This window comes from Streptomyces boncukensis (assembly GCF_011045075.1).
Classification (GTDB): domain Bacteria; phylum Actinomycetota; class Actinomycetes; order Streptomycetales; family Streptomycetaceae; genus Streptomyces; species Streptomyces boncukensis.
In genome coordinates this window covers 1-21,320 of the sequence record NZ_JAAKZZ010000005.1, presented here as the reverse complement: position 1 = coordinate 21,320, position 21,320 = coordinate 1, and the positions used below count along the sequence as shown (strand labels likewise).

Here is a 21,320-nt window from a genome sequence, read left to right as displayed (position 1 = left end):
CCGGTGGAAACTCCGGGGCCGGGTGGCAGAGCGGAGGGCGGTCAGTGGCCGCGGCGCTTCTTCGCCCGGTTCTTCGCGTCGCGGGCGTACTTCGCGGTGACGCCTCCTTCCTCGGCCAGGCGCTCGGTGCTCCAGCCGTACGGCTCCTCGGTGAGGACGAGTGCCGTGTCCTGCAGGAAGGGCAAGGCGGCGTCCCGGCGAGCGGTTGCCGCGGAGACTGTAGCCGCCAGCGTGGGCAGCTGCGCGGCGGCGTCAGGGACCTGGGGCACGCCAGCCGCCTCTGCGGCGCTACGGCGCTGCTCCGGGCTCATGCGGTGCGACCCGTCCTCGCTGGAGGGGAACGCTGCCTTCGCGTCCCCGTGCAAGGCTCGGCGTCGCATCTCGACGTACGCGTTGGGCGTCACGCCGAGCACGCGGTTCAGGCCGCGGACACCGTCGTAGAACCACAGGGACAGGGCGGCGCTGTTGCGCTCATCGACGTGTGCGGCGATCTCCAGATCGGCCTGCTGCACGACCTCGCAGGCCCGTACGAACCGTTCGTTGGGCCGCGCGATGGCACCGATCTGGTCCTTGACCTCGCGCTTGGCGGCTTCGCGGATCCGCTTGTGGTCGGGGATCTCAAGATCGTGGTGAGGCGTGGGCACGAGTCGGGTCTCCATCTTGGCGGCGGCACCCCTGGGGGGCGTCGTGCGAAGGCTGGGGCACCCCCATGCCGAATCAACGCCTAAATCGTACAGGCACCGGCATTCTCGCGCGTTCGTAGCCGGACCCGTCGGCAGCGCAGCACGGCGAACGCCACACCGGCGATGACGACCGCCAGGCCCTGCGCGTCAACCGCTACCCGGGCTCCGGTGTGATCACGGCCAGTCGTCGAGCCGACCGGTGAGGGGCCGGTGCCGGGGTCGGCACAGCCCGGCGAGGGCGGGCCCGCGGGGGTGTCCGTCAGCGCGATCCGGCCTCCGGCAAGCGGCGGAGCGCCGGGCAGGCGCCGCACCCACACCCGCCAGGGGCCGATACCGAGCAGCCGGACTCGCCGGAGCCTGCCGCGCAACTCCCACCACTCTCGCGATACCGGCACTACCGCCACCACCGCCCTTTCCGAGCCCGGGGAAGGGGTCGGAACTCCTCGTTCTCCGTGGCCCACGGATCGTCCTTCCGTGCCTTGTACTCGGCCCGCGGGTGCCGCGCGCACACCGCCCAGGTGCGCCGGCCGATCGTGATCGCGGGCCCGCACACGCCGTACGGCTTCACATCGCGGGTGTAGACGTAGCCGATGGCGAACCAGACGCCGGGCACGTCCGTCGTCCAGGTGCCAGCGGTCCAGCGGCCGAAGTCGGTAAACCGAGCGCGGCTCATCGCGCGACCGCCACGGCCATGACGCGCACGCCGTCCCGGGTGAGCCGGTACAGGCGCCCGCCGGGGTAGCGCACAGGAACCTCGTCCGGGCGTTGTGGGCGACGCACCTTCCACCCGGCCTCGTACGACTCCCCCGGGTGGTCCTCGAACCAGCCGTTGCACGTCGTGCAGGCCATCAGCAGGTTCTCAGGCCGGTTGATCCACGCTTCGCGGGCGCCGCCCATGCCGCGGTTGACGCGATGGTGGATCGTCAGCAGGTGTGCGGAGCCGCAGCGCGCACACTGACCGCCGTCACGCTGGTAGACGAGTTCGCGGACAGTCTCCGAGGGGCCGGTGCGCCGTCTGGCCACGAGCGGTCTCCGTCCTGCCCGGCCGCCGAGCCACAGGGTGCGGCTCGTCAGGGAACGGCGGGGCGAGCGGCGGGAGAGTGGACGGCTCCAGCGCCTTACGTCGCGTTCTCCGGCTCGACGAAGGCGCCCATCAGGGCGGCGCCGGGGACCGCCACGGCGTCCGTGATGGTGGCGAACGAGATGACGACGTGCGAACGGGGCCGGAGCAGGCGCTGCGCCAGTTCGCCACGCTTCCTCGGGCGGCCCCGCTGCTCGCTTCGCGTGCTGCCGCCGTGGCAGCCCTCTGAGCGTGCCTGTCGGACGACCGGGGCTGGTGATCGGCCAGATCCTGTTGTGGCCGGTACTGGCTGTCCGGTAGACAGGCGTGCAAGCCGGGTACCGCTTGGGGGACACATGCTTGGGTGGTTCGACCGCAAAGCTGGGCCGCAGGAACGGCAGGTGGCGTGGCGCGCGCAGTTCGACGTGGCGACCCGTGCCCCCTTCCTCAGCAGCACGCACACGGCCGACCCGGACTCCCGCGTGGGGGAGGCGGTGTACGACAGCGAGGCGGTGACCGAGGCCCTGCGGGAGCTGGCCAACGGCATCAACCCCAACCGGCGGTTCGTCCCGATGCTGATCGAAGCCGCGGCGGCGGTCACCAGGCTCGCGGAGATGCGCTCGTCCTGGATCGACTACTGCAATGAGTGCTCCGGTCTCGACCCTGCCGCCACGGACGCCCACAGCGAGATGTCCCGGCAGTACGTGAGCGGCAACGCAGTACGCGCCTGGCCGGGGTTCGCCGCGGCCCAAGCAGCCCTTGAACCGGCCGCACAGGCGCTGCGCAAGCTCCAGCCGGAACTGGCCGACTTCTGCGGCAGCGACATCACTGCCGGACGCGGTGCCACCTGATGCGGTACGTCGAGGTGCCCGAGGAGTTCACTGGCCCCGGCCTCTGCCTGTTCCTTAGTAGACGGTCGTCAGCGTTGCGTGTGAGCGGCCAGGAGCAGCCCAGTGACCGAGCCGGCCTCGGTGATGCGACCGGAACGAACGGCGTCCAGGGCCTCGCTTAGCTTCCACCAGTGCACCGTCATGCCGACCTCCGTGTCGTCCCGGTGAACTGTGCCGGACCGCAGGTCGGTGGCGAGGAAGAGATGCGTCCTTGCGGCCGTCGCGGCAGGCAGCGGGTCGATCACGCCGAGCGGACGTACGTCGCCAGCGACGAGCCCCGTCTCCTCCTCCAACTCGCGCAGTGCCGCCTCCTTCGGCTCCTGGCCACCGCTCCCGCCCCCGGGAAGGTGAAGGACTCTGCGGCCTTGAAGGTAGAAGGCGTCCTCGACCAGGGCGACTTGATCCCCACCTTCGATCGCGACGATACGGACCCCGTCGTCGACGGTGATGTGCTCGTAAGCGCCCTCGCTCCCGTCAGGCCGGATCACCAAGTCGCGGTTCAGAGTGATGAAGGGCCCGCGGTGCAGCACCTCGGTTTCCTTCCGTGTCCATCCCAACGCGAGCCCTCCTCGGACTTCCCTGTGCTGACCGTGGAGATCCACGCTACGCCGGGACGGACGAACTCTGGTGCCCTTACTCTGAAATCGTGCCGATGACATGTGAGTTCCGACGCATGCTGGTCCCGGATTTTTGGAACCCACGCGCTTTCCCCGGGGGCATCACCGACTGGCCCGACTGGCAGAAGACCACGACGGCCGTGCTGGACGATCTCGACGTCACGGTGTTCAACCCGCGCCGAAGCAGCTTCCCCCTGTACGATCCGAACGCTGAAGCCGCCCAGGTGGGATGGGAGTACCGGCGTCTGCGCCGCGCGGACTTCGTCATGTTCTGGTTCCCCGACTCGCCGACCAGGTATCAGCCCATCGCCTTACACGAGTTGGGCATGGCCGCCGGGCAGGACGCCGCTGACCTGGTGGTCGGAGCGGATCCCGGGTACATGCGCCGTAGGAACGTGGTGGCGCAGCTCAGTCACGCGCGTCCGGGGCTCCCTGTCCATTCCACGCTGGCTGACACGATCGAGGCGTGCCGCACTGCCATAGGGGCTGCGCGATGAGCACCGGATGGCTTCTGCTCATGTCTCTCGTTGTGGTCGTCGTCGGCTCGTTCTTGGCCGCCGTGGTCCGGGGCATGGTCAGGAAGGCACGGGCGGACACGAGGCTGGATCTGGTCCAGCTGGGCAGCGTCCCGCAGGCGGCCAAGAGCCTGACGGAACTGACCGACCTGCCGACGTACGCGTTCATGGCGCCCTTCGAGGAGGGCCGCACGCACCCGTTCGGCTGGCTGTGGTGGCGGGTCGAGCCGAACGCCGACGGGACCCACCGTAAGGAAATGGGGTGGGCGCTGACCTATCGCCGGGCTCGGAAGGCAGCGGGGCTGCCGCTCTCGATCCGGGCGCAGCATACGGAGACCATCGTGGCGACGGGGCACCAACGGCAGACTGCGAACGACTGACGCTGCCCGGCCTCCGTGGTGCGAGGCCGGGCGCACGGCGGGGGTCACACCACCAGGTCGTACTCGTCGGCCCACAGGTCGTCGTAGTGGTACAGGCCGGTGAGGTAGTCGCGGATCCGTGGCTCCCAGTCGACGCCGTGGATCGCGGCGAGGACGAAGGCGGCAACGGCGGGGCAGACAACGTCTCCGGCCTGCTGGAACCGTGAGGAGCGGGAGCCCTGCCAGGGGTAGGTGGCGCGGAAGGAGACGAGCGTCCCGGCCTCGGCGGGAGTGAGGCGCTGGCCGTCGCGTTCGCGGACCCAGGTGCGGGTCTTGCCGGTGAGGCACCAGGACGGCTTGTCGGCGGAGAAACAGTTGCCGCCCTTGGCGCGGCCGGTGGCCGGGTCGACGGGCCGATTGCCCCGGGTGTTGACCCGCTCGCCCTCGTCCCAGCCGAGCGCTTCGGCCATGGTCGTGCCCGGCAGGGCGTCGGAGAGCGGGGCGATGTCGACCCACTTGTGCCGGGTGGCGATCATGAACGTGCGCTTGCGGCGGGAAGCGACGCCGAGGTCCGCGGCCTCTAGGACGGCCCAGGAGGTGCGGAACCAGTCGGCGCACCCGAACTCGATCGAAAGGTCGTCCAGGACGCGCTCCGAGAGGTTGCTGGACTGCTCCATGGCCATCCATGCGATCGGCGCGCCCGCCGCCTGGAGACCGAGCGGCCATATCGCGACCTCGGCCATCAGCCCGATGCGCGGGTCCGTGAGGCCGTCGAGCATCGCGCGAACCTCGGCCCAGGTCGCGCCGGAGCGCGGTGCGTAACCCTCGTGGTAGCCGACCTCTTCGCACAGCGGACAGTCCCCGTCGAGGCCGGGGTAAAGCTCGTCGCAGCACACTTCGTCGAGGCGGACGAACCCGGCGGCCTCGCCGACGCAGGCGATGGTCTCGCACAGGATGGTCAGGTTCGCCTCCAACAGTCCGGCGCGCTTGCCCGCCGTGGAGAAGCTGGGGCACGGGGGGCTGATGATGACTCCGCGCGTACTGCGCAGTGCCGGATGCTCGGGGTCGAGTGTGGTGACGTCGGCGCAGATGCGGGCGTGTCCGGCCGCGCGGGCGGTCTCGCACGCGTCCTTGTCGATGTCGACGCCGACGATGTCGAAGCGGGTGATGCCGAGGACGGTCCTGAGCCCTTCGGCCCAGCCGCCCGGACCGGCGCACAGCTCGACAACGCGTTCCGGCTCGCCTTCTTCCCAGGGGAGGAGCCAGCGACCGGGCCAGGGCGCGGCGATCTCGTCGAGCTGGGCCATGACGTGGGCTGGGATCGGGGCGCCGGTGGCCTTGTGGGCGAGGGCGGTGGTGACGGCGCTGTGTTCGGCTGCGGTCAGCTCGGGCACTGGGTGGCCTCTTTCGTTTCGGGTCTGGTCGGCGGTTGCTCTCCGCCAACCCGAGAAATAGTACAGCATGCGTTACGCCGGGGTCGTTCGTGCAGCTCAAGGGCATCAGTTCGATGTGAACTATCATGAAAGAGGGCCCGGCACTCCGGCGAAGGAGCGTCGGGCCCGTGTGGAGCGGGACAACCAGCGGCGGGTGCTACTGGGCGGCGCGAGCGTGGCAGGCGTCCACGGCGGGGGCGTCGCATCCGGGCGGGCACGGCGACGGGGACAGGCCCGCGAAGAGCTCCCGAACGGCGTTGGTTCCGCTGGCCGTCGTCTGGGTGGTGGCGCCGTCAGACGGGTACGTGAGAGCGGCGCGCAGCACCTTGCCGGAGCGGGCGCCGATGACAATATGGCCGGATACTCCGTGCGGGCCCGGCGAGGTGAGGTTCAGCAGATGGCGGGCCGTTCCGGTGCTCCAGGCCAGGCGCAGCCCCTTGGCGCGGGCCAGGTCGACGATGCCGTGCGTGTACGTGGTGAGCCCGTACGGGGCAACGGGCACCGAGCGGTGGCGGGCGCGCATCTCGTCTACATCGTCGCCCAGCGTGATGGTCAGCGTGTTGTGGCCATCGACCTGGGCGCAGAGCAGAGCGGAGTACAAGCACGCGCCGGTGAGCGGGCCGTCCAGCGGGAACACTTCGATCACGCCGTCGTCCAGGCCGGGGATGCCGGAAGTGTCGTCACCGCCGGGGCCGTAGCCCTCGGCGAACGCGTCGCGCGGGGCGTTCTTGCGGGTGGAGTTGCCGGTCAGGTAGATGCGGCTGCCCTCCCTGACCCACCACAGAGACGGGCGGACGGGCTCTTCGCTCTCGCACTGCTCGTAAGTGGGGCGCAGCGTCTCGCGCGGGGAGAGCATCGTGTGCATGGCGATGTCGATGACCTCATTCAGGGCGAAGTTCAGCGTGATCACGGTGGGATCCTTCGTGTTCGGGGCGGCCCGGTTGCTCTCCGGGCGTGATGGGCAGGGCGGGGGGCGCGCCGAGGGTGGCGCGCCCCGGAAGGTGGGTCAGGACTAGGAGCGGAGCCAGGCGCGGACCGTGCGAGGGCTCTCGCAGTAGCACTCCCTGACGACCTTGTAGAAGTCGGCGTCCGGGTCGTCCAGGAGCGTCATCGCGGCGTTCACGATGAAGTTGTCCACGTCGTCGGCCACGCGCCGCAGCATGCGCCCGGCGGCCCAGTCGACACCGTTGTTCACGGCCTGGGACACCTGGTCGCGGGTGAACTTCGGCTCCTCGTCATCTTCGGGAGTGGCAGAGCCGGTTGCTGAGCCGAAGCGCAGGTTCCGCACATCGCCCCATGCGGCGTTCGGCCGGTCGAGCAGCACCATCGCGGCAGCAACGGGCCATGCGAACCGGTCGGCGTAACAGGAGATGTGCGCCTCGTCGGCGGTCAGGGTCGCGCCGTCCTCGATCGCTGTACGGACTTCGGCGCGGGAGTACAGTCTCGCCGGTCCGCCCTCTGCGGCTGACGTGATGGGACCAGCGGGGCGCAGCGCGCCGGGAGCAATGTCGAGCGTGGTCATGGGGAGGCGGGTCCTCTCGGGTCGGGTCGGCGGGCCCGGCTGCTCTCCGGGCCCAGGGCCCCGGCCGGGTGGCCGGGGCGAGGTGGGGCGGTTGGTTGGTCAGGTGACGTTGTTCAGGCTGCGTACGGTGTCGGCCACGAGCTGGGCGAGCGCGTCGAGACCGTCAGATGCGCAGGCGTCGGGCAGATAGATGATGCTCGGGTCGATCAGCTCGGCGTTGACGTACAGGTCGCCCTCGTCGTCCACGCCGAGGGTGAAACCGCCGGGCGTGCCCTCGTGCTCCAGGAAGGCGCCGACGCCCCACGGAGTCGATTCGGCATCCCAGTCGTCCCCGAGGAGCCGCGCGGCGGCGCGCCCGATGTCGCTGACGCTGAACGGGTACTCGGTGCCCGGCTCAGGGCTATAGCGACCCTGCGCGTCGTGCGGGAGGGCGTTCCCGTGCAACGTCTCGAACGCCTTGATGGCGTCCAGCGTGGCGGTGACGGCAGCACGATGCAGCGGACGACGCCTGCCCCGGCGGGCAGCAGCGGCGATCTGCACATCAACGACGGCGCCGAAGAGCCGCGCGGCGGCTTCCCGCCACGCGGGAGAGTCGAGACGAGTCGCCTGAGCGGACGCGTACTCCTGCATACCACCGAGCCGTTCGGTGAGCTGCGCAGCGACGCCTGAACGGTAGGGGAAGACGGCGTACACGCCGTAGGCGACACGGGTCTCGGCGATGAAGGTGCGGTTCATCAGGTGGAGCCTTTCGAGTCGGGCCGGTTGCTCTCCGGCCGATGGCTGGGCGCATCGGATGGCATGCGCCGAAGAGGGGTCGCTTCCGCCAGGGGAGCGGGCGTGCTTGCGCCGCCACCCGCTCCCGTACGGCGCATGGATCAGCAGTCCTCGGGGCTGACCTCATCCCAGCACCACTCGCCCGCGCCGATCAGGTAGTGGCCGTCGTGCGTGCGCTCAACCGGCTCACGATCCCACTGCTCTCCGGAAGAGTCGGGCCAGGCGGAGAAGTACAGATCGTCTCCGTCCCAGTCGAACCGTTCGGTCAGTCCGGGCAGCGTGGCGTGGAAGTCGGTGATCTGCCGGGCGACGGCCCGGGAGAAGGCGGGGATCTCCCACACCTTCCAGGTGCTGTGACGGCGGGCGAGGTACGGCCCCCAGCAGCTGTCCGGTACGGCGACGTAGTAGAGGTCAGCAAAGCAGGGGCGCGCGTTGTCAAGGGGGACGACCGAGCCGAGACGCGCGTGCTTGGCGCGCAGCGCCAGCACCGCCTCCAGCAGGGCTGTGGTCGTTCCCTGGTCCGTAGCAGCGGCGAGCTGAGAGTGCAGCAGCTCCAGGCCGGTCCTGATGCGGTCCTCCTGCGCGATCAGCTCCGGGTTGAGCGGCAGCAGCGGGCGCGGCATCTCAGGCTCCGTGCGGTGCACGGCTGCGGTGACGTAGTCACGGAAGATGGCGGCGAAGTGGACGTCGGCTCCCTCCTCCGCTATGTCATCGGCGGTGTAGAGGCAGGACAGCGGCTCGGCGGGGACCGCGTTGCCGTCGGCTCCGCCGCTGGCGGTGGACGGCGTGCCGTCCTCGAACTGCCAGGCAGCGAGTTCCAGAGCCTGAGCGATCATAAGCAGCGCGTCCCGGGAGATGCTGCGCGAGGACCAGCGGCGGGTGATGGCCGCGAACGAGCGGGCACGGACGGCGGCGAGCGCGTAGGAGTGCGGAGTGGTGGTCACGGATGGCTCCGGGGTGAGCCGGGGCGCGGGAGAGCGCCCCGGCGGCGTAGTTCGTGGTTGCGTGGGGCCGCACCTCGCAGTGGAGGCGCGGCTGGGGCGCGTCAGGCGGTGAGGGCCAGGCGGGCGAACCGTTCGCGCGCAGCGGTGTCGCGGGGCTGGTAGCCGTGGAGGGCGGCGGTGATCTGTGCGCGGGTCCACAGCGCGACCGGGGTGATGCGGTGGCGCTTCTTGCGGCCGAGGTCGGCGGAGCGGGTGCGGGTGATGCCCTTCTTGCCGGGGCGCTTCTTGACGGTGAGGCCGGTTACGGGGGTCTCGCCGAGGGCCTTGGCGCGCTTGGTGAGGGTGGCCGCGTAACGGTGGGCGGTGTCGGTGTCGATGCCCATGGCGGTCAGGTGGGCGAATGCGGAAGCGGGGCCGCTGGTGACGGCCTTGACGGCCCGGCGCCGGGCACGGTGGGCACGTGCGGAGTCGCGGACGATAGCGGCGGCGCGGTGCGAGGAGGCAGAAGCCATGGGAGGTCACCTTTCGGTTCGGGTCTTGTCGGCGGTTGCTCTCCGCCAACATCAAAAATAGTACAGCATGCGTCATTTGGGTTCCAGCTCGGGGCTGCCGAACGGTCACCAAGACGGCATGTGAACAGCGTTGTCACGGGAAACTTGCAGTCCGGCAGGCGGTGCACATCGCCCATGCAGGACGCGGGCTGTACCGGGTGAGCTAGAACAGGCCTTCGGGCTGCGGCTGCTCGGGCCGCGCTCGGCGGCGTGGTGCGGCGCGGCGGGCCGGTGTCTCATCGCCGAACAGTGCGACCGTGCCGTACGCGTCCGGGGTGGCCGGCACGCGGACCCAGTGCGTACAGCGCTCTCGTCAACGACGGTGAGTGGCGCGGACGCGTCGAAGTCCGCGCGCCCCATCTCCGTCCAGTCACGGCCCATCACCGACCCTCCCCCCTCGCTTCCCGCGCGCGCAGGCTGATGACGATCATCTGCCCGTCCTCGTCGGTCACCTCCAGCTCCGGCGACCATCCGTCCTCGGCGCAGCGCTTGAGCTGTTCGTACGCCAGGTGCGCAGCTTCCAACGGGCTGGACGCTTCGAAGTCGGCGGACCACATCACGCCGTACATGCGAACGGGCGGTGCGGAGTCTTCGGCGAGGGGTGGAGTACCCATGGCGGAGCCCCTTTCAAGGCGGGTCTGTTGCCCCGGTTGCTCTCCGGGTTGGTCGTGCGGTCGAAACGCTACCGACTACCGATAGAAAAGTACAGCACGCATCACACAGTCAGGTGTGTGGCCGCATGAATGGTTCCCCGAGGTGTGGATTTCGTGAGCGACAACTTGCGCTGTACTATTTGAGCGTCGGTTCGGCGCCCTGCCGAACAGCCCGGAGAGCAACCGGGCGCAGACCCAAAGCGAAAGGCACACCCATGCCCGTCAGCCTGGACAAGGCCCCCCGCTCCTTCACCGTCCTCATTCAGGACGGCACCGTGCACGGCGTCCTCCCCACCCCTGACACCCAGGAAGACCGCGATCTCCTGCACTTCGACGCGTACTGGGGTGATTGCCTCGACGTTGTCGAGGTGACGGCCGTCGACGGTTACGCCGCCAGCATCCTCGCCATTGCCGCTCTCGACCGAGCGATCGCCGTCGAGGACTACATGGACCGCGTCGGCGTCAGCTACCGCGAAGCCCGAGCCGCCTACCGACGCTCCCGCACATGGGCCCGCACCCTGACCCGCCAAGACCGCGCCCGCATGCTCACCCACCACATCAAGCGGCACACCCCCCTCCTGCACTTCGCACTCGTCGAGGCCATGCGCGACCTCGACGAACCCCACCGGCCCCTGAACGAGCACAGCGCCTCGACGCACCACCCTCGCAAGAGCACCGCCCTACCCACGCGGCCGTTCCACATCAGCGAGCGCACCCATCCGCACTACTTCCCCGACCACCAGGGCGGCGGCCAGGCCGACCACATGCGCTACATCAACGGCCGCCCCTTCTACTTCGAGTGGTTCTGGAACGCCGAAGGCCCCGTACTGCTCCGAGTCCGCACCCTCGTGCCCAACCCCACCCCGTACCTCGCCGAGGGTTGGGAGACCATCCACGAACTCACCTTCGACTAGGCCGTCCTGCGCCGCGCCAGTCACACGAGTCTCAAGGGCGCAGGGCAACACGAAGCAACACCCCCTTACGCGTGCGCGCGTAAGGGGGTCTCAAAAGTCTCAGTTCCCGAGTGCGTCACGCTCCCGATCCGCGACGTGGCCGCGCCGACACACAGGCAGTGAGGCCCGGCTCCGACGGGCGGAGACCAACCGCTGAAGACCTTGCCGAAGGCTTGCGTTGCTCACCGCCTGCTCACCCAGCACGCGTCACCCGAGCACACGCCCGAAGCCGTGCCGGCCAGCGAACGCCGCGCGGGCCTCCCATACGGACCCAGCGCGGGTCTCGACGACGGCGTGAAACCTCCGGGGCGAGACGCACACGGCCGCGCCCCGGCAACCTCTCCCACTCTCGACACGATCACGAGGAACCCATGACCAACGCATCGAACGTCACGATCAAGGACAGCAGCCAGCTCACCCAAGGCGACATCGTGCTCGACCACGGGATGCGTATCCGGCTCGACATCTGCACCTCCCGCAAGGAGTCCGACTACACCGTCTACGCCTGGAGAGGGACCGTCCTGAACCTGGAACAGGTCCGGGAGAAGGGCCACGTCCCCATGTCCTTCCTGCGCACCCACGTGTGGAAGCCCGGCGAGGGCTGGGTGACCGACCGCGAAGACGTGTGGGTCGTCCAGGGCAACGAACTCGCCGAGTGGACCGTCGAGAACCCCTCGTAGCGCTCCCTGCCCGGGGGCGCCGACTGTGCGCCCCCGGTGCCCTCCCGCCGATCACCCCGCACTTTCCACGCCGAGGACACCATGAGCGCCCAACTGGCCCTGTTCACTGATGCCCCCGCCCCGATCAAGACGCGCACCCGCCGCATTCACCCGTCCGTTCCCGAACTGCCGACCACGACCGTCCCGAGCGCGCTGCTGCGTGCCGCTGACTGGATACTCCTGAACTCCAGCGGCGGCAAGGACAGCCAGTCCATGGCCTCCCACGTCTGCCGCCTAGCGGCCGGGCTCGGCCTGTTGCACCACGTCGTGATCGTGCATAGCGACCTCGGGGACGTCGAGTGGGGCGGCACGCGCCAGCTCGCCGCCGAGCAAGCCCGCCTCCTGGGCGTGCGCTTCGAGGTGGTCAAGGCCGAGGGCGGAGACCTGCTGGCGCGCACCGTCGCCCGCTTCTTCAAACTCAAGGCGAAGGCCGAGGAAGAAGCCCGCGAACAGGGCCTCGACCCGACCACGGTGAGGATCGCTCCGGCCTGGCCTTCAAGTTCAGCTAGGTGGTGCACGAGTGACCTGAAAAGAGGTCCAATCCGGAAGCTGATGACCCGGCTCGTTGCCGAGCTCGGCGACCTGGGGCGCCCGGCCCGGATCTTGAACTGCATGGGCCAGAGGGCCGCCGAGTCGGCCCCGCGCGCCAAGCTCGCAGCCGTCGAGATCGACCGCCCGGCGAGCAACGGCAAGAGGCACGTGACGACGTGGAGGCCGATCCACGGGTGGTCGGAGGTTGAGGTCTGGACGGAAATCGCACGCAGCGGCTTGCCGTACCACGACGCGTACGACTGGGGCATGCGTCGTCTGAGCTGTAGTTTCTGTGTCCTCGGGTGCGAGGCGGACCTCGTCCTTGCCGCGCGCCTGCGCCCAGGGAAGGCCGCCGAGTACGCCGCCGTCGAGACGAAGATCGGCGCCGACTTCAAGAACCGCCTGTCCATGCGCCAGATCATCGAACGCGCCGAGACGCTCGACGCCGAGCTACGACGTCCGCCGCGCGGCGCGGCCCTCGCCGGATACGTGGGCGAGAAGGCCACACACGACTACCTGGCCCGACTCACCCCGGTTTCCTAACCTCCTGCGCTCCCACCACCGTCACCCCGAGACGAAGACCGAAGGGACGGTCCGCGTACCCCGCATGTCGCCCGGAAGGGGGCGCTACTCACCTGGTGAGGGCTGATCGGGGCTGACCTGGTCGATGAGTCCAGCGGCGTCGATCTGCTCAGCAACGGCGCGGATCTCCGCGACAGGGTCGGAGGTTCGTCCTGACTGCTGCCAGACTTCGACGTTGTCCGCGATCTGCCGGAGGATCGCGGTGACCGTGGTCAGGGGGAGCACGAGCGTCCCGTCCGGGAGCCGGTTCGCCACCACGTCGACCTTGTCGTTCATCGTGTCTCTCCCAGGTGCGGCAGATGCTCGTTGACGGCGCGGACCTGGTCGGCGAGTTCCGGCAGCTCGGTCACCGTGACACCGGCCGCGCGCAGCTCTTCGACGCCCGTGCAGTCCTCCACGAACCCGGCTGGCTCACGCCATGCGATGACGACGTGCGGGATGCCAGCCTCCATGACGCGATACGTGCACGGTGTCCGGTCCGCGGAGCGTTGCGTGCACGGCTCCAGCGTGCTGTAGAGCACCGCGGTCTTCAGCCTCGGGTCGTCGGTTGGCACCTTCCTCAGCGCGGCTTCCTCTGCATGCTCTCGGGGGTGCTCCTCGCGGGAGTAGCCAGCGGCCAGCTCGGTGCCGTCCGCGCCGACGATGACCGCTCCCACCGAGTAAGCGCCGGGCGACGGTTGGCATCGGGCGGAAAGCTCGATGGCATGCCGCATCCATTGCTCAGCGCGGAGACGGTCGTTGTCGGTCGTCATGCGCATCTCCATCCCTTCGGGCATTGGCCCTTCGTGGCTGGGGTCCGTACACCGTAGAGCGTGCACGCGAACCATGTCCGGGGTCTGCCGGATCGTCCTCAGCGCCACAGGCACGTCCACATCCACAGTCACCAGCTTCCGTTGTGGAGGCCCTGGGGGTACGTCAGGCGCTGACTGTGGCGAAGACGAGTCCGGCGACCACGGCCCCGGCGAGGGCTCCTGCCATGGTCTGAGCGAGAGTGTGCGCGCGCAGCTCGACGCGGGACCAGGCGATCGCGACGACCACCAGCACGGCTAGCCAGACCAGCGCCCCGTAAGTGATCGCGAGCATGGCCACCGCTCCGGCCGAGACAGCGCAGTGCACGCTGATCTTCCAGAACGCGGTGACGGGCAGCAGCACGGCGAGCGTGGCGAGCATCGCGGCGACCAGGGCGAGCATCGGCCGGGGCGCGTCGAGCCAGAGCATGCCGCCGATGCCGGCACCGACCGAGGTCATGATCACGGGTATGAGCAGCAGGCGACGCTGGCGCTGGCCGACGTGACGGTCGGCCCACTGACCCTTCCTGATGCCGTACGTGATGTAGACGATCGGGATCACCGCGGCGAACAGCACGGCTTCGAGAGACCAGGCGAGGCCGGTAAGCGCGTTGTCCTGGGCGAGACCGGTCAGGACGCTGACGGCGATGATGACGTTCTTGGGGTCGAGCCAGTCGGTGATACGGCGGGCCGCGGTGGTCTTGCCGGACTCGGACGTGGGCTCGGGCTGTTCGGCCGATCGGTTGTGCAGGGCGGTCACGCAGGTACCTTCTCCTCGGTCAGTTCCTTCTCAAGGCCGTCCAGCCATTCGAAGGCGTAGTAGGTGCTGACGCTGGTCAGCCACTGGGCGTTGGCCTCCTGGTCGTCGCGAAGCTCCAGGAGCGGTTCGACGGTGGACGGGCAGGCTGGCGGTTCGCCATCGACGGCGCGGCGGCGGGCAACGCGCAGGCACAGGGCCGTTGCCGCGGCGTTGGCGTCGTCAGCGGTCAGGCCGTGGGCGCGGGCGACAGCGAGTGCGCGCGCGGGCAGGTCCTCGTCGATCCACGGCAGCAGTTCGAACGCGGCGTCGCTGATGTCGACGACGCGTGCGTCGAGCCGGTTGTAGGCGCCGCGCAGCCGCCATCGGTCGTGGGCGGGGGAGGTGCCGTTGGCGAGGTAGTCACGGATCTTGTCCGGAGAAAGGACGAACACGAGGTCGGCCCACAGAGGGCGCAGCCGGATCAGGGCGCGGCGGTTTCGTCGGGCGCGGCCGACGACGTCGAAGCCGCGGATGCTGGACCCGGCGATGACCGGCAGGATCGTCGCGAGGGGGATGAGGGTGCCGACCAGGTCGAATTCGGCGGCGGTGAGTGGGAACTCGGAGCCTGTGAGCCCGTAGGTGAGGTAGGTGATCCGGAAGAGCGGGTAGCTGCCGCCGATGACGCAACCGGCGGCCATCAGGCGCATGCAGATCCGGTACGCGCCGGGGGCGGCGCGGGTGGCGGCGGCATGGCACAGGGCGGCGGACAGCGCGAGTGCGACGCCGATCGGCACGAGGTACAGCAGCAGATAGACGGTTCCGTCGGTGTCGCCGTACTGCCCGGCGGTGAAGTCGACGTCGCCGTTCGCGGCGAGCGGCACGGGAGCGGCGCCGCCGAAAGTGACGATCGCAGCCCCAGCGGTGATGACGCCGAAGATGAGGCGGGGTCTTGGCCCGGCGAGGCGTCGCCACCACGGTTTGGGGTTGTGCGGCGGGGTGGCGGAGTCGACCCAGCCCACCAGCAGCAGGCACGAGGCCATCACGGCCAGGTGCCTGGGGAGGATCGCGATGTCGCGGACTCCGGTGGCGTCGGCAAGCGCGTGCACAACGGACGGCACGCGCAGGGTGGCGGCGAGGGCCAGGGTGGCGAAGGTGAAGAGAAGCGCGTCCTGGCCGGGATTGGGCTCGCTGCGCCCGTTGCGGACGTAGGTGCGGAAGGCGACGACCAGCCACAGGGGGATGACCATCAGCAGGTTCAGGAGGTCTTCGGAGGTCAAGACAGGGGTTTCTTGCTTCGGGAGCCGGATGATGTTCAGAGCGCCTTGTAGAGGCGGTGGAGGAGGGCGTCTCCGCAGTGTCGGTTCTCGCGGGCGAGGGCGGTCGCCTTGTGACGCAGGGCGAAGGCGAAGCGCTCGGCCTGGTCCTCGATCTGGACGTACTCAGGATCACGAGGCCCGTCCTGAGAGCGCGCGCGGCCGATCAGGCAGCCGCCGAGGAAGTCGGGGCTGAGGTAGTGGAACGGTTCTGGCTCGGGGGCTGGTCTCGTGGGAATCTCCACGGGCGGGTGACCGAGCAGGAAGTGCCCGAACTCGTGGGCGAGGCTGTGCACGGCGACGGCGCCCGTGAGCTCTGGGGCGATCCATATGGCGTCGCTGCCGTCATGGGGCCGGGTCAGCCAGAGCCCGTTCGCGCGTAGACCCTCCAAGGGCGGAGCGCCCCGCTGCAGTTCCAGAGGCCGGGGGTAAAGGTTCTGGATGATGGCGAAGAGAGATTCGACGGTCAGGGGATCGGGGACGGGAACGTCCTTGAGGGCACGGCGGACTTCGCCGTCTGCATGTCGGATCACCGGAGCGTGTTCACCTTGTGCTGTAGGGCGGGCGGCTTCTGGCCGAGGATCAGCCGTCCGCTTCGTTCTCCAACTGCTCGATCTGCTGCAGCTTGGAGACGTACCGGGCGACGCGCGCCTGGCCCTCGGGGGACAGGCGGCGAGCTGCGCGCGCCAGGACGGCGATGTCCGGCGTCTCGCGCTCTTCCTCCCGCTGACGACGTTTCATCTCCACGAACCGTTGTGCTTCAGCCATGACCTTGTCAGCGATCTCACTCGGCGTTCCGGTGAGCTTGAAAGCATCGAGGGGAACTTGGAAAAAGTCGGCGAGGACGGCCATGTAGCGCTCGGTGGGATTGGGGCCGCCGTCCTTGCGCATGCGTCGGATGTACTCGCCGGTGATTGTGCCCCTGCCGTGACGTCGGTTGATCTCGTCGGCTACCTGCTGGTTGGTGTACTCGACGTACTGGCCAGGGTTGTCAGGGTCTTCCGGGGCGCATGCCTCGAACAGGAGGTTGAGCCGTCTGGCGAACGAGTGCTCGTGGGCATGTGGTGGGGTCACGATGGGTGAGTCTTCCTTGGCCGGTAGTGAGGCCATCACCATAACCTCACCTTCCAACGACCTTTGCCCCTGGGGTGGGCTGTTATCCAACTACGGTTTGACACGTTCCGGTGAGTGTCCATTACCGTCTGCTTGCACCGCACGTGACACCGATGCCCGGCTCGCACCGGAACCGGAGTGCTGCCCGACATGACGCACCCGCTGCGCACGCCTGGCCGCCGACCGGTTCCCCTCGTCCCGAGCCCCGCACGCCCCCATGCAGTTGACGACGGGACGGATCACACCGTGACGATCTCCGACACCACACCGCACAAATGGGTATCAGCCCTGCGCACACGCGTGGCCGAGCCGGACCGGGCACCCTGGGCGTCTGCGGTGGAGAACTCCCTCGAAGTGCGCCTCAGCGCGGAACATCCACCCACCGAGGCCATCAGACGGGTTCGCTCGTTCGTTGAAACGTTCCTGCCGGCGCTGCTTCCCGGGCGCCCGGAGATGCAGGAGACGGTGCTCGCCGTGCTCACCGAACTGGTCGACATCACCGCTCGCCACCAGCACTGCCCAGATCTTGAGGGCCGGATCTCCACCGATGGAGCGCACGTCATGCTGACGCTGGGCGAGATGGATCGGCCCCTTCCATCTCCGGATGAAGAGCCCGGCCTGTATCTCGTGCACCGCTTGGTCGACGACATCGGCCAGTACCGCGGCGACCAGGGAGGGCACGCCACCTGGGCGTCCGTACCACTTAAGCCGGAGGCTTGATAGCGCCCTCCCCCGGCGATCGTTGCGCTGGGCCACACCGGCTCAGCGCCGCTCCGGGCATCCTGAGTCACCGGCTCTCAGGTGCGTGCCGCCGTATGGCGTGTGCGTGCAGGGAACCTTCGGTCGCCCAGGCTCTTCACGGGGTTCGTCCGACCCTCGTATCGTCGACAAGCTACTGTACGGGCACGCCGCGCTACCCACAGACAGACGAGGAGAATCCCGTGTCATCGCCCTGCGACCCCGGGCACGCTCCCGTCGGCGACGTGGACGCAGTGCTCATGGTGATGGACTCCCGGCTCAAAGCCGTCTACGACTGCGACAACAAGACGGAGCCCGACGCCGAACAAGAAGCACTGACCGAGCAACTCCTGCAGTCCAGCAGACTCGACGACATGCTGAACGGCGCGTGCACGCTCATCTACATGTTCATGCGCTGGCTGCGGATGGCCTACGAAGACCACGACAGGGACGTCATCGAGTACGTGGTGCCCAGCCTCGTGACCACGATGTACAGGATGCCCAAGACCTTCCGTCCCGAGGTCATCCCCACCATGGCCGGCCTGGTCATCGCCGCGGGCACCGGCCTGAGCCCCGGCCTGTGGCGCAAGCAGTACGGATACTGGACCAAGGACGAGATGAACCCCCTGGAAGCCACCGTCTTCCTGCTCGCGGAGCACATCAACCGCATCACCGAGGACCGCGACTTCGCCACCCGCATGATCACCGAGGCTCTGGCCCGTGCGGACGAAGGCTGATGTGTCGCCCAGGCGACCCAACGGGAGCACCGACGACCGGTCCACGATGAACTCCGCGAAGCTATCGAAGGGCTACCCGCTGGCATGACGAACAGCGCCTCCGAAGCCACGTCCCTCATCGCCGCCGAGGACGGCCTCATCGACTACATTCGCCAGCACTTCCGGCTCTCCGAGGACGCCCACCGCATACCCGAGAACTGGAGCTATCGGAGCCAGTTCCATCTCCTGCTTGCCCTGGGCCGTCGATTCACCCATGTGCCCAGTCCCGATGGTCCGACCAACATGCCTAACCGGCTCTGCTACAGCAACGCGGCCCGTTACGCCCGAGACCACTGTGACGAGGGCGTGGTGTACGCCGAGGGGTTCGCCCTCCCTCGTGCCGGGCTCGACGTGTACCTGCCGCACGCCTGGGTCGTGCGGTCCGACGGCACAGCGCTGGACCCGACCTGGGACGACGCACCGGGACGGGCCTATGTCGGCATCCCGGTCGCCGATTCCCGGCTGTGGCCCGTCGAGGGCGGAGGACTGCTCCAGGACTTCGACCGGACCTTGCCATTGCTGCGCGACGGATTTCCGCAGAATGCTCTTGCTGACCTCGGTCGCCCGCTGACGGCAGGGCTCTCGCAGTCGGGCGGAGCGGCAAGTGCCGACGCCAACTGACGCTGTGGATCGCAACGCTGCCTCAGCACCCGGGGCAGGGTAGTCGGCAGGCTGCACCGGACCTCCCTCGTGGGGCGTAACGTCGGCTGGACGACCGAGCTCAGGGCCGTCTGCGGGCCACGGATCCAGATCCGGGCCATTCACGGGCCACGGGCCCGTATTTGACCCGAAACCCCAGGTCAGGGCCATGCGCGCGATCCCACTGTAAATCTGCCGGCTCAGCCTTCCTAGGTTCGAATCCTAGCGCCGCCACAGGAGTGTGAAGCCCCTCTGACCTGCATGAGAGCAGGGTCGGAGGGGCTTTTCTTATTCGAACGCGCAGGTTCGTGCGAGGGGTGATAGGTGTGGTTTGTCGCACCTTGTCTCACGGGTGTACCGGGGCTGATCAGTGCGTCTGGCCCATGCGCGGCCCAGATGTGGCCCGGGTCGGACACGCAGAAGGGGCCCACACCGGCGCTACTCCCCGGCTTCCCCCCACTCCTTCATCGCTGCCTCGATCCGGCTGTTCGCGCGGTCCTGGGCTTGAGCCAGCACCTTGGCGTACGCCCGGAACAGGACCTGTGGCCAGCCCCGCGCGCGACTTCAGCAGGGTCGACGGTGGAACTGACCCAGAACGAGATCCCCGCGTGGCGGAGGCCGTACGGCTGCCGGGCGAGCGGGGAGGCGGCTTCCTCCGGGGCCAGCGCCTTCTCGCGGGCCTTCGCCCAGACCTCGCCATAGCCACTCTCCTGGACGAGTCCGCCTCGGCTTGAGGTGCCTCGAACTTCCCGGACAGGGCCCCGCGTAGGTTTGTGGTTGGTCCGGTAAGAGAGCACGTGCCACCTCGATCCACACAGCAGTTCAAGGACGAGGCAGTTGACATGGTGATCGACGGTCCCCGCACGATCGCCCATGTCGCCGCCGAGCTCGGCATTCACGAGACGGCCCTCAGTACATGCGGCAGCTTGAGCGTGAGGTCCAGAAGTTGCGCGAGGAGAACGCCTTCCTGAGAAATGCCGCTTCCTTCTCCGCCCGGGAGCACCGGTGAGCGCCTGCCATGAGTTCATCGATGCGGAGAAGGACACCTATCGCGTCACCGACATGTGCCGGTGGCTGCACGTCTCCCGGGACCACTTCCGAGTCCGCGGGGTCGCCGTCGCCCAGGTCGGATCCCCGCCTGCACGGGGGTGAACTGGGTGCAGTCGTTGGTGTTCCCGCCGGTGGGGGTGGAGGCCGGCGGGCGGCCGACAGCGTCGCAGGCCGGGTGGATGTCGCCGGCCGCGTCCGCCCCGGCCTGCCCGGCCCGACGACGGAAGCGGGTGTGCAGCCAGCCGTTTATGCCTCCGCAAGGAGGCCCCACTCGGCATCGGACCGTTCATGGTGACATTTGACGACAGTTCCTAGCGCCGCCACAGTCCCGGGAAAGCCCTCCTGACCTGCGAGAGAGCAGGATCAGGAGGGCTTTTTCACGCGCCCGGTGCGCCGTGCGCCGGAGCGGCGGTGCGGCAGCTCAGTGGCTGTCGATGCCGTCGAACGGGACGGCGTCCCCGGGGGCCGTGTGCCAGTTGGTGACGATCGGCTTGTCGACGGTGATGCTGCCGGTCTTCAGGCTGACCGGGTCGGTCTTGTCGCTCTTGCCGACGGCGGCGATGATCTCGTCCAGCTCCTTGCCGTAATTGTTGTTCGTGGTCTTGGGGTTCACCCCGGCGTAGGCGGTGGTGTCGCCGCTCAGCTTCACCGGGTTGCCGACGGCCTGCTCGGCCGGGCCCGCCTGGGTGCCGTCGGACCCGAACGCCACGACCGGGAGCTCGGCCGGGAGCGTGCAGGTGATGCCCGACTTGGCCTGTACCGAAATGAGGATGTACCCGCCGGCCTGGGTCTCGGAACTGGTCTTCCAGGTGAGGTCGTTGGCGCCGCAGAACTGCCCGTATCCCCGATCGTCACCGTCACCGTCACCGTTGCTGTTGACGTCCCTGGCCGTGTTGCTCCCGTTTCCGTTCCCGCTTCCGCCGCTGCTCTCGGAGCCCTCGCTCTGCGGGCCGGTGCCGCCCGCGTCGTTCCCGTTGTGCTGTGCCTTGTCACCGGAGCCGCCGGAGCCGCCGGAGCTGCCGGAGCCGCCGGAGCTCCCGGTGGCCTCCGGCTGTGCCGCGCTCGGCGAGGGCGCGGCGTCGGCGGAGGCTCCCCCTCCGCAGGCGGTCAGCGACAGGACGGCGGCAAGTGCCGTAGCGGCCAGAGTGGTCGTGCGGATGAGGTTCTTGTGCATGGCGGGTCCCCCCGTGGTGATCGGATGTTCCTGCCGGGCGGGACGTGAGCGGCGTCGGCCCGGCAGGACACGACCTTCAGGGGTGGACGGAACGGACCGCAACGGTTCGCCGCCACCGGGGGATGCCGGAACGGTGGGATGCGCTGTGACCTGCGGGGATGCCCGTTCTCTGGAACGGTGGTCCGGGACGGAGGGAGGGGAGGG

28 protein-coding genes are annotated in these 21,320 nt (G+C 69.0%); 10 read left to right on the top strand and 18 right to left on the bottom strand.

Annotation, left to right across the window (positions count from 1 at the left end; genetic code table 11):
- Window positions 1-41 precede the first annotated feature (41 nt).
- From G5C65_RS01275 to G5C65_RS01265, 3 genes are all read right to left on the bottom strand, one after another.
- Complete coding sequence (locus tag G5C65_RS01275; protein WP_165296681.1) at window positions 42-644, bottom strand: hypothetical protein; 603 nt, start codon at window positions 642-644, stop codon at window positions 42-44.
- A gap of 433 nt (window positions 645-1,077) precedes the next feature.
- On the bottom strand, window positions 1,078-1,356 hold the full coding sequence (locus G5C65_RS01270; protein ID WP_165296680.1) for a hypothetical protein: 279 nt from the start codon (window positions 1,354-1,356) through the stop codon (window positions 1,078-1,080).
- Window positions 1,353-1,706, bottom strand: a complete 354-nt coding sequence (locus G5C65_RS01265; RefSeq protein WP_165296679.1) for an HNH endonuclease — start codon at window positions 1,704-1,706, stop codon at window positions 1,353-1,355. Before G5C65_RS01265 ends, G5C65_RS01270 begins: the two co-directional genes overlap by 4 nt.
- 438 nt (window positions 1,707-2,144) lie before the next feature.
- On the opposite strand from G5C65_RS01265, the gene G5C65_RS01260 reads away from it, so the two are divergent.
- Window positions 2,145-2,594: a hypothetical protein gene (locus G5C65_RS01260; RefSeq protein ID WP_165296678.1), complete on the top strand. Its 450-nt coding sequence runs from the start codon at window positions 2,145-2,147 to the stop codon at window positions 2,592-2,594.
- A gap of 68 nt (window positions 2,595-2,662) precedes the next feature.
- Here G5C65_RS01260 and G5C65_RS01255 read toward each other — a convergent pair whose 3' ends face one another.
- Complete coding sequence (locus G5C65_RS01255) at window positions 2,663-3,163, bottom strand: NUDIX domain-containing protein (RefSeq protein ID WP_165296677.1); 501 nt, start codon at window positions 3,161-3,163, stop codon at window positions 2,663-2,665.
- A gap of 122 nt (window positions 3,164-3,285) precedes the next feature.
- On the opposite strand from G5C65_RS01255, the gene G5C65_RS01250 reads away from it, so the two are divergent.
- Both G5C65_RS01250 and G5C65_RS01245 read left to right on the top strand, forming a co-directional pair.
- Entirely contained in the window at window positions 3,286-3,747 is a 462-nt protein-coding gene (locus G5C65_RS01250) for a nucleoside 2-deoxyribosyltransferase domain-containing protein (RefSeq protein ID WP_241265468.1), read from the top strand.
- Window positions 3,748-3,767: 20 nt separating this feature from the next.
- On the top strand, window positions 3,768-4,145 hold the full coding sequence (locus G5C65_RS01245; protein WP_165296675.1) for a hypothetical protein: 378 nt from the start codon (window positions 3,768-3,770) through the stop codon (window positions 4,143-4,145).
- A gap of 44 nt (window positions 4,146-4,189) precedes the next feature.
- Here G5C65_RS01245 and G5C65_RS01240 read toward each other — a convergent pair whose 3' ends face one another.
- The 7 genes from G5C65_RS01240 to G5C65_RS01210 form a co-directional block, all read right to left on the bottom strand.
- Complete coding sequence (locus G5C65_RS01240) at window positions 4,190-5,518, bottom strand: DNA cytosine methyltransferase (protein ID WP_165296674.1); 1,329 nt, start codon at window positions 5,516-5,518, stop codon at window positions 4,190-4,192.
- Window positions 5,519-5,714: 196 nt separating this feature from the next.
- Window positions 5,715-6,467 (bottom strand): hypothetical protein, encoded by a 753-nt coding sequence (locus tag G5C65_RS01235; RefSeq protein ID WP_165296673.1) that lies wholly within the window; start codon window positions 6,465-6,467, stop codon window positions 5,715-5,717.
- A gap of 102 nt (window positions 6,468-6,569) precedes the next feature.
- Window positions 6,570-7,079: a hypothetical protein gene (locus tag G5C65_RS01230; protein ID WP_165296672.1), complete on the bottom strand. Its 510-nt coding sequence runs from the start codon at window positions 7,077-7,079 to the stop codon at window positions 6,570-6,572.
- Between the two features lie 99 nt (window positions 7,080-7,178).
- Window positions 7,179-7,814 carry a hypothetical protein gene (locus G5C65_RS01225; protein WP_165296671.1) on the bottom strand — a complete coding sequence of 212 codons (636 nt, stop codon included), beginning with the start codon at window positions 7,812-7,814 and terminating at the stop codon, window positions 7,179-7,181.
- Between the two features lie 140 nt (window positions 7,815-7,954).
- Window positions 7,955-8,797 (bottom strand): hypothetical protein, encoded by an 843-nt coding sequence (locus tag G5C65_RS01220; RefSeq protein WP_165296670.1) that lies wholly within the window; start codon window positions 8,795-8,797, stop codon window positions 7,955-7,957.
- A 101-nt stretch (window positions 8,798-8,898) separates the two neighbouring features.
- Window positions 8,899-9,309: a hypothetical protein gene (locus G5C65_RS01215; protein ID WP_165296669.1), complete on the bottom strand. Its 411-nt coding sequence runs from the start codon at window positions 9,307-9,309 to the stop codon at window positions 8,899-8,901.
- Between the two features lie 419 nt (window positions 9,310-9,728).
- Window positions 9,729-9,962 (bottom strand): hypothetical protein, encoded by a 234-nt coding sequence (locus tag G5C65_RS01210; protein WP_165296668.1) that lies wholly within the window; start codon window positions 9,960-9,962, stop codon window positions 9,729-9,731.
- 254 nt (window positions 9,963-10,216) lie between these two features.
- Between G5C65_RS01210 and G5C65_RS01205 the strand changes: the two genes are divergently transcribed.
- From G5C65_RS01205 to G5C65_RS01195, 3 genes are all read left to right on the top strand, one after another.
- A complete protein-coding gene (locus G5C65_RS01205; RefSeq protein WP_165296667.1) occupies window positions 10,217-10,915 on the top strand; it encodes a hypothetical protein in 699 nt (232 codons plus the stop codon).
- A 410-nt stretch (window positions 10,916-11,325) separates the two neighbouring features.
- Complete coding sequence (locus tag G5C65_RS01200) at window positions 11,326-11,634, top strand: hypothetical protein (RefSeq protein ID WP_165296666.1); 309 nt, start codon at window positions 11,326-11,328, stop codon at window positions 11,632-11,634.
- A gap of 81 nt (window positions 11,635-11,715) precedes the next feature.
- Window positions 11,716-12,747 carry a phosphoadenosine phosphosulfate reductase domain-containing protein gene (locus G5C65_RS01195; RefSeq protein ID WP_165296665.1) on the top strand — a complete coding sequence of 344 codons (1,032 nt, stop codon included), beginning with the start codon at window positions 11,716-11,718 and terminating at the stop codon, window positions 12,745-12,747.
- An 84-nt stretch (window positions 12,748-12,831) separates the two neighbouring features.
- Here the strand turns inward: G5C65_RS01195 and G5C65_RS01190 are convergent, their stop codons facing one another.
- The 6 genes from G5C65_RS01190 to G5C65_RS01165 form a co-directional block, all read right to left on the bottom strand.
- Complete coding sequence (locus G5C65_RS01190) at window positions 12,832-13,062, bottom strand: hypothetical protein (RefSeq protein ID WP_165296664.1); 231 nt, start codon at window positions 13,060-13,062, stop codon at window positions 12,832-12,834.
- A complete protein-coding gene (locus G5C65_RS01185) occupies window positions 13,059-13,538 on the bottom strand; it encodes a deaminase (RefSeq protein WP_165296663.1) in 480 nt (159 codons plus the stop codon). The genes G5C65_RS01190 and G5C65_RS01185 overlap by 4 nt, the downstream gene beginning before the upstream one ends.
- Window positions 13,539-13,701: 163 nt before the next feature.
- Window positions 13,702-14,334, bottom strand: coding sequence for a hypothetical protein (locus G5C65_RS01180; RefSeq protein ID WP_338146190.1), 633 nt, complete (start codon window positions 14,332-14,334; stop codon window positions 13,702-13,704).
- On the bottom strand, window positions 14,331-15,590 hold the full coding sequence (locus tag G5C65_RS01175; protein ID WP_165296662.1) for an MAB_1171c family putative transporter: 1,260 nt from the start codon (window positions 15,588-15,590) through the stop codon (window positions 14,331-14,333). The genes G5C65_RS01180 and G5C65_RS01175 overlap by 4 nt, the downstream gene beginning before the upstream one ends.
- Before the next feature lie 35 nt (window positions 15,591-15,625).
- Complete coding sequence (locus G5C65_RS01170) at window positions 15,626-16,159, bottom strand: hypothetical protein (protein WP_165296661.1); 534 nt, start codon at window positions 16,157-16,159, stop codon at window positions 15,626-15,628.
- A 49-nt stretch (window positions 16,160-16,208) separates the two neighbouring features.
- Window positions 16,209-16,742, bottom strand: a complete 534-nt coding sequence (locus tag G5C65_RS01165) for a hypothetical protein (RefSeq protein WP_165296660.1) — start codon at window positions 16,740-16,742, stop codon at window positions 16,209-16,211.
- A gap of 243 nt (window positions 16,743-16,985) precedes the next feature.
- On the opposite strand from G5C65_RS01165, the gene G5C65_RS01160 reads away from it, so the two are divergent.
- The 4 genes from G5C65_RS01160 to G5C65_RS01145 all read left to right on the top strand — a co-directional run bounded on the left by G5C65_RS01160 (window position 16,986) and on the right by G5C65_RS01145 (window position 20,044).
- Entirely contained in the window at window positions 16,986-17,459 is a 474-nt protein-coding gene (locus G5C65_RS01160; protein WP_165296659.1) for an ATP-binding protein, read from the top strand.
- 221 nt (window positions 17,460-17,680) lie between these two features.
- The gene (locus G5C65_RS01155; protein WP_165296658.1) at window positions 17,681-18,214 is read left to right on the top strand and encodes a hypothetical protein; all 534 of its coding nucleotides are present in this window, start codon (window positions 17,681-17,683) and stop codon (window positions 18,212-18,214) included.
- 84 nt (window positions 18,215-18,298) lie between these two features.
- Window positions 18,299-18,874: a hypothetical protein gene (locus G5C65_RS01150; RefSeq protein WP_165296657.1), complete on the top strand. Its 576-nt coding sequence runs from the start codon at window positions 18,299-18,301 to the stop codon at window positions 18,872-18,874.
- 1,023 nt (window positions 18,875-19,897) lie between these two features.
- Complete coding sequence (locus G5C65_RS01145) at window positions 19,898-20,044, top strand: hypothetical protein (protein WP_165296656.1); 147 nt, start codon at window positions 19,898-19,900, stop codon at window positions 20,042-20,044.
- 319 nt (window positions 20,045-20,363) lie between these two features.
- Here the strand turns inward: G5C65_RS01145 and G5C65_RS01140 are convergent, their stop codons facing one another.
- Window positions 20,364-21,116, bottom strand: a complete 753-nt coding sequence (locus G5C65_RS01140; RefSeq protein ID WP_165296655.1) for a DUF4232 domain-containing protein — start codon at window positions 21,114-21,116, stop codon at window positions 20,364-20,366.
- Window positions 21,117-21,320: the final 204 nt, after the last annotated feature.

What these genes read in the sequence shown, in the direction of transcription:
- G5C65_RS01210 (WP_165296668.1), bottom strand. Translation starts at nt 9,962, where the DNA reads ATGGGTACTCCACCCCTCGCCGAAGACTCCGCACCGCCCGTTCGCATG.
- G5C65_RS01250 (WP_241265468.1), top strand. Translation starts at nt 3,286, where the DNA reads ATGACATGTGAGTTCCGACGCATGCTGGTCCCGGATTTTTGGAACCCA.
- G5C65_RS01150 (WP_165296657.1), top strand. Translation starts at nt 18,299, where the DNA reads ATGACGAACAGCGCCTCCGAAGCCACGTCCCTCATCGCCGCCGAGGAC.
- G5C65_RS01230 (WP_165296672.1), bottom strand. Translation starts at nt 7,079, where the DNA reads ATGACCACGCTCGACATTGCTCCCGGCGCGCTGCGCCCCGCTGGTCCC.
- G5C65_RS01185 (WP_165296663.1), bottom strand. Translation starts at nt 13,538, where the DNA reads ATGACGACCGACAACGACCGTCTCCGCGCTGAGCAATGGATGCGGCAT.
- G5C65_RS01205 (WP_165296667.1), top strand. Translation starts at nt 10,217, where the DNA reads ATGCCCGTCAGCCTGGACAAGGCCCCCCGCTCCTTCACCGTCCTCATT.
- G5C65_RS01140 (WP_165296655.1), bottom strand. Translation starts at nt 21,116, where the DNA reads ATGCACAAGAACCTCATCCGCACGACCACTCTGGCCGCTACGGCACTT.
- G5C65_RS01200 (WP_165296666.1), top strand. Translation starts at nt 11,326, where the DNA reads ATGACCAACGCATCGAACGTCACGATCAAGGACAGCAGCCAGCTCACC.
- G5C65_RS01195 (WP_165296665.1), top strand. Translation starts at nt 11,716, where the DNA reads ATGAGCGCCCAACTGGCCCTGTTCACTGATGCCCCCGCCCCGATCAAG.
- G5C65_RS01245 (WP_165296675.1), top strand. Translation starts at nt 3,768, where the DNA reads ATGTCTCTCGTTGTGGTCGTCGTCGGCTCGTTCTTGGCCGCCGTGGTC.
- G5C65_RS01225 (WP_165296671.1), bottom strand. Translation starts at nt 7,814, where the DNA reads ATGAACCGCACCTTCATCGCCGAGACCCGTGTCGCCTACGGCGTGTAC.
- G5C65_RS01270 (WP_165296680.1), bottom strand. Translation starts at nt 1,356, where the DNA reads ATGAGCCGCGCTCGGTTTACCGACTTCGGCCGCTGGACCGCTGGCACC.
- G5C65_RS01165 (WP_165296660.1), bottom strand. Translation starts at nt 16,742, where the DNA reads ATGGTGATGGCCTCACTACCGGCCAAGGAAGACTCACCCATCGTGACC.
- G5C65_RS01215 (WP_165296669.1), bottom strand. Translation starts at nt 9,309, where the DNA reads ATGGCTTCTGCCTCCTCGCACCGCGCCGCCGCTATCGTCCGCGACTCC.
- G5C65_RS01190 (WP_165296664.1), bottom strand. Translation starts at nt 13,062, where the DNA reads ATGAACGACAAGGTCGACGTGGTGGCGAACCGGCTCCCGGACGGGACG.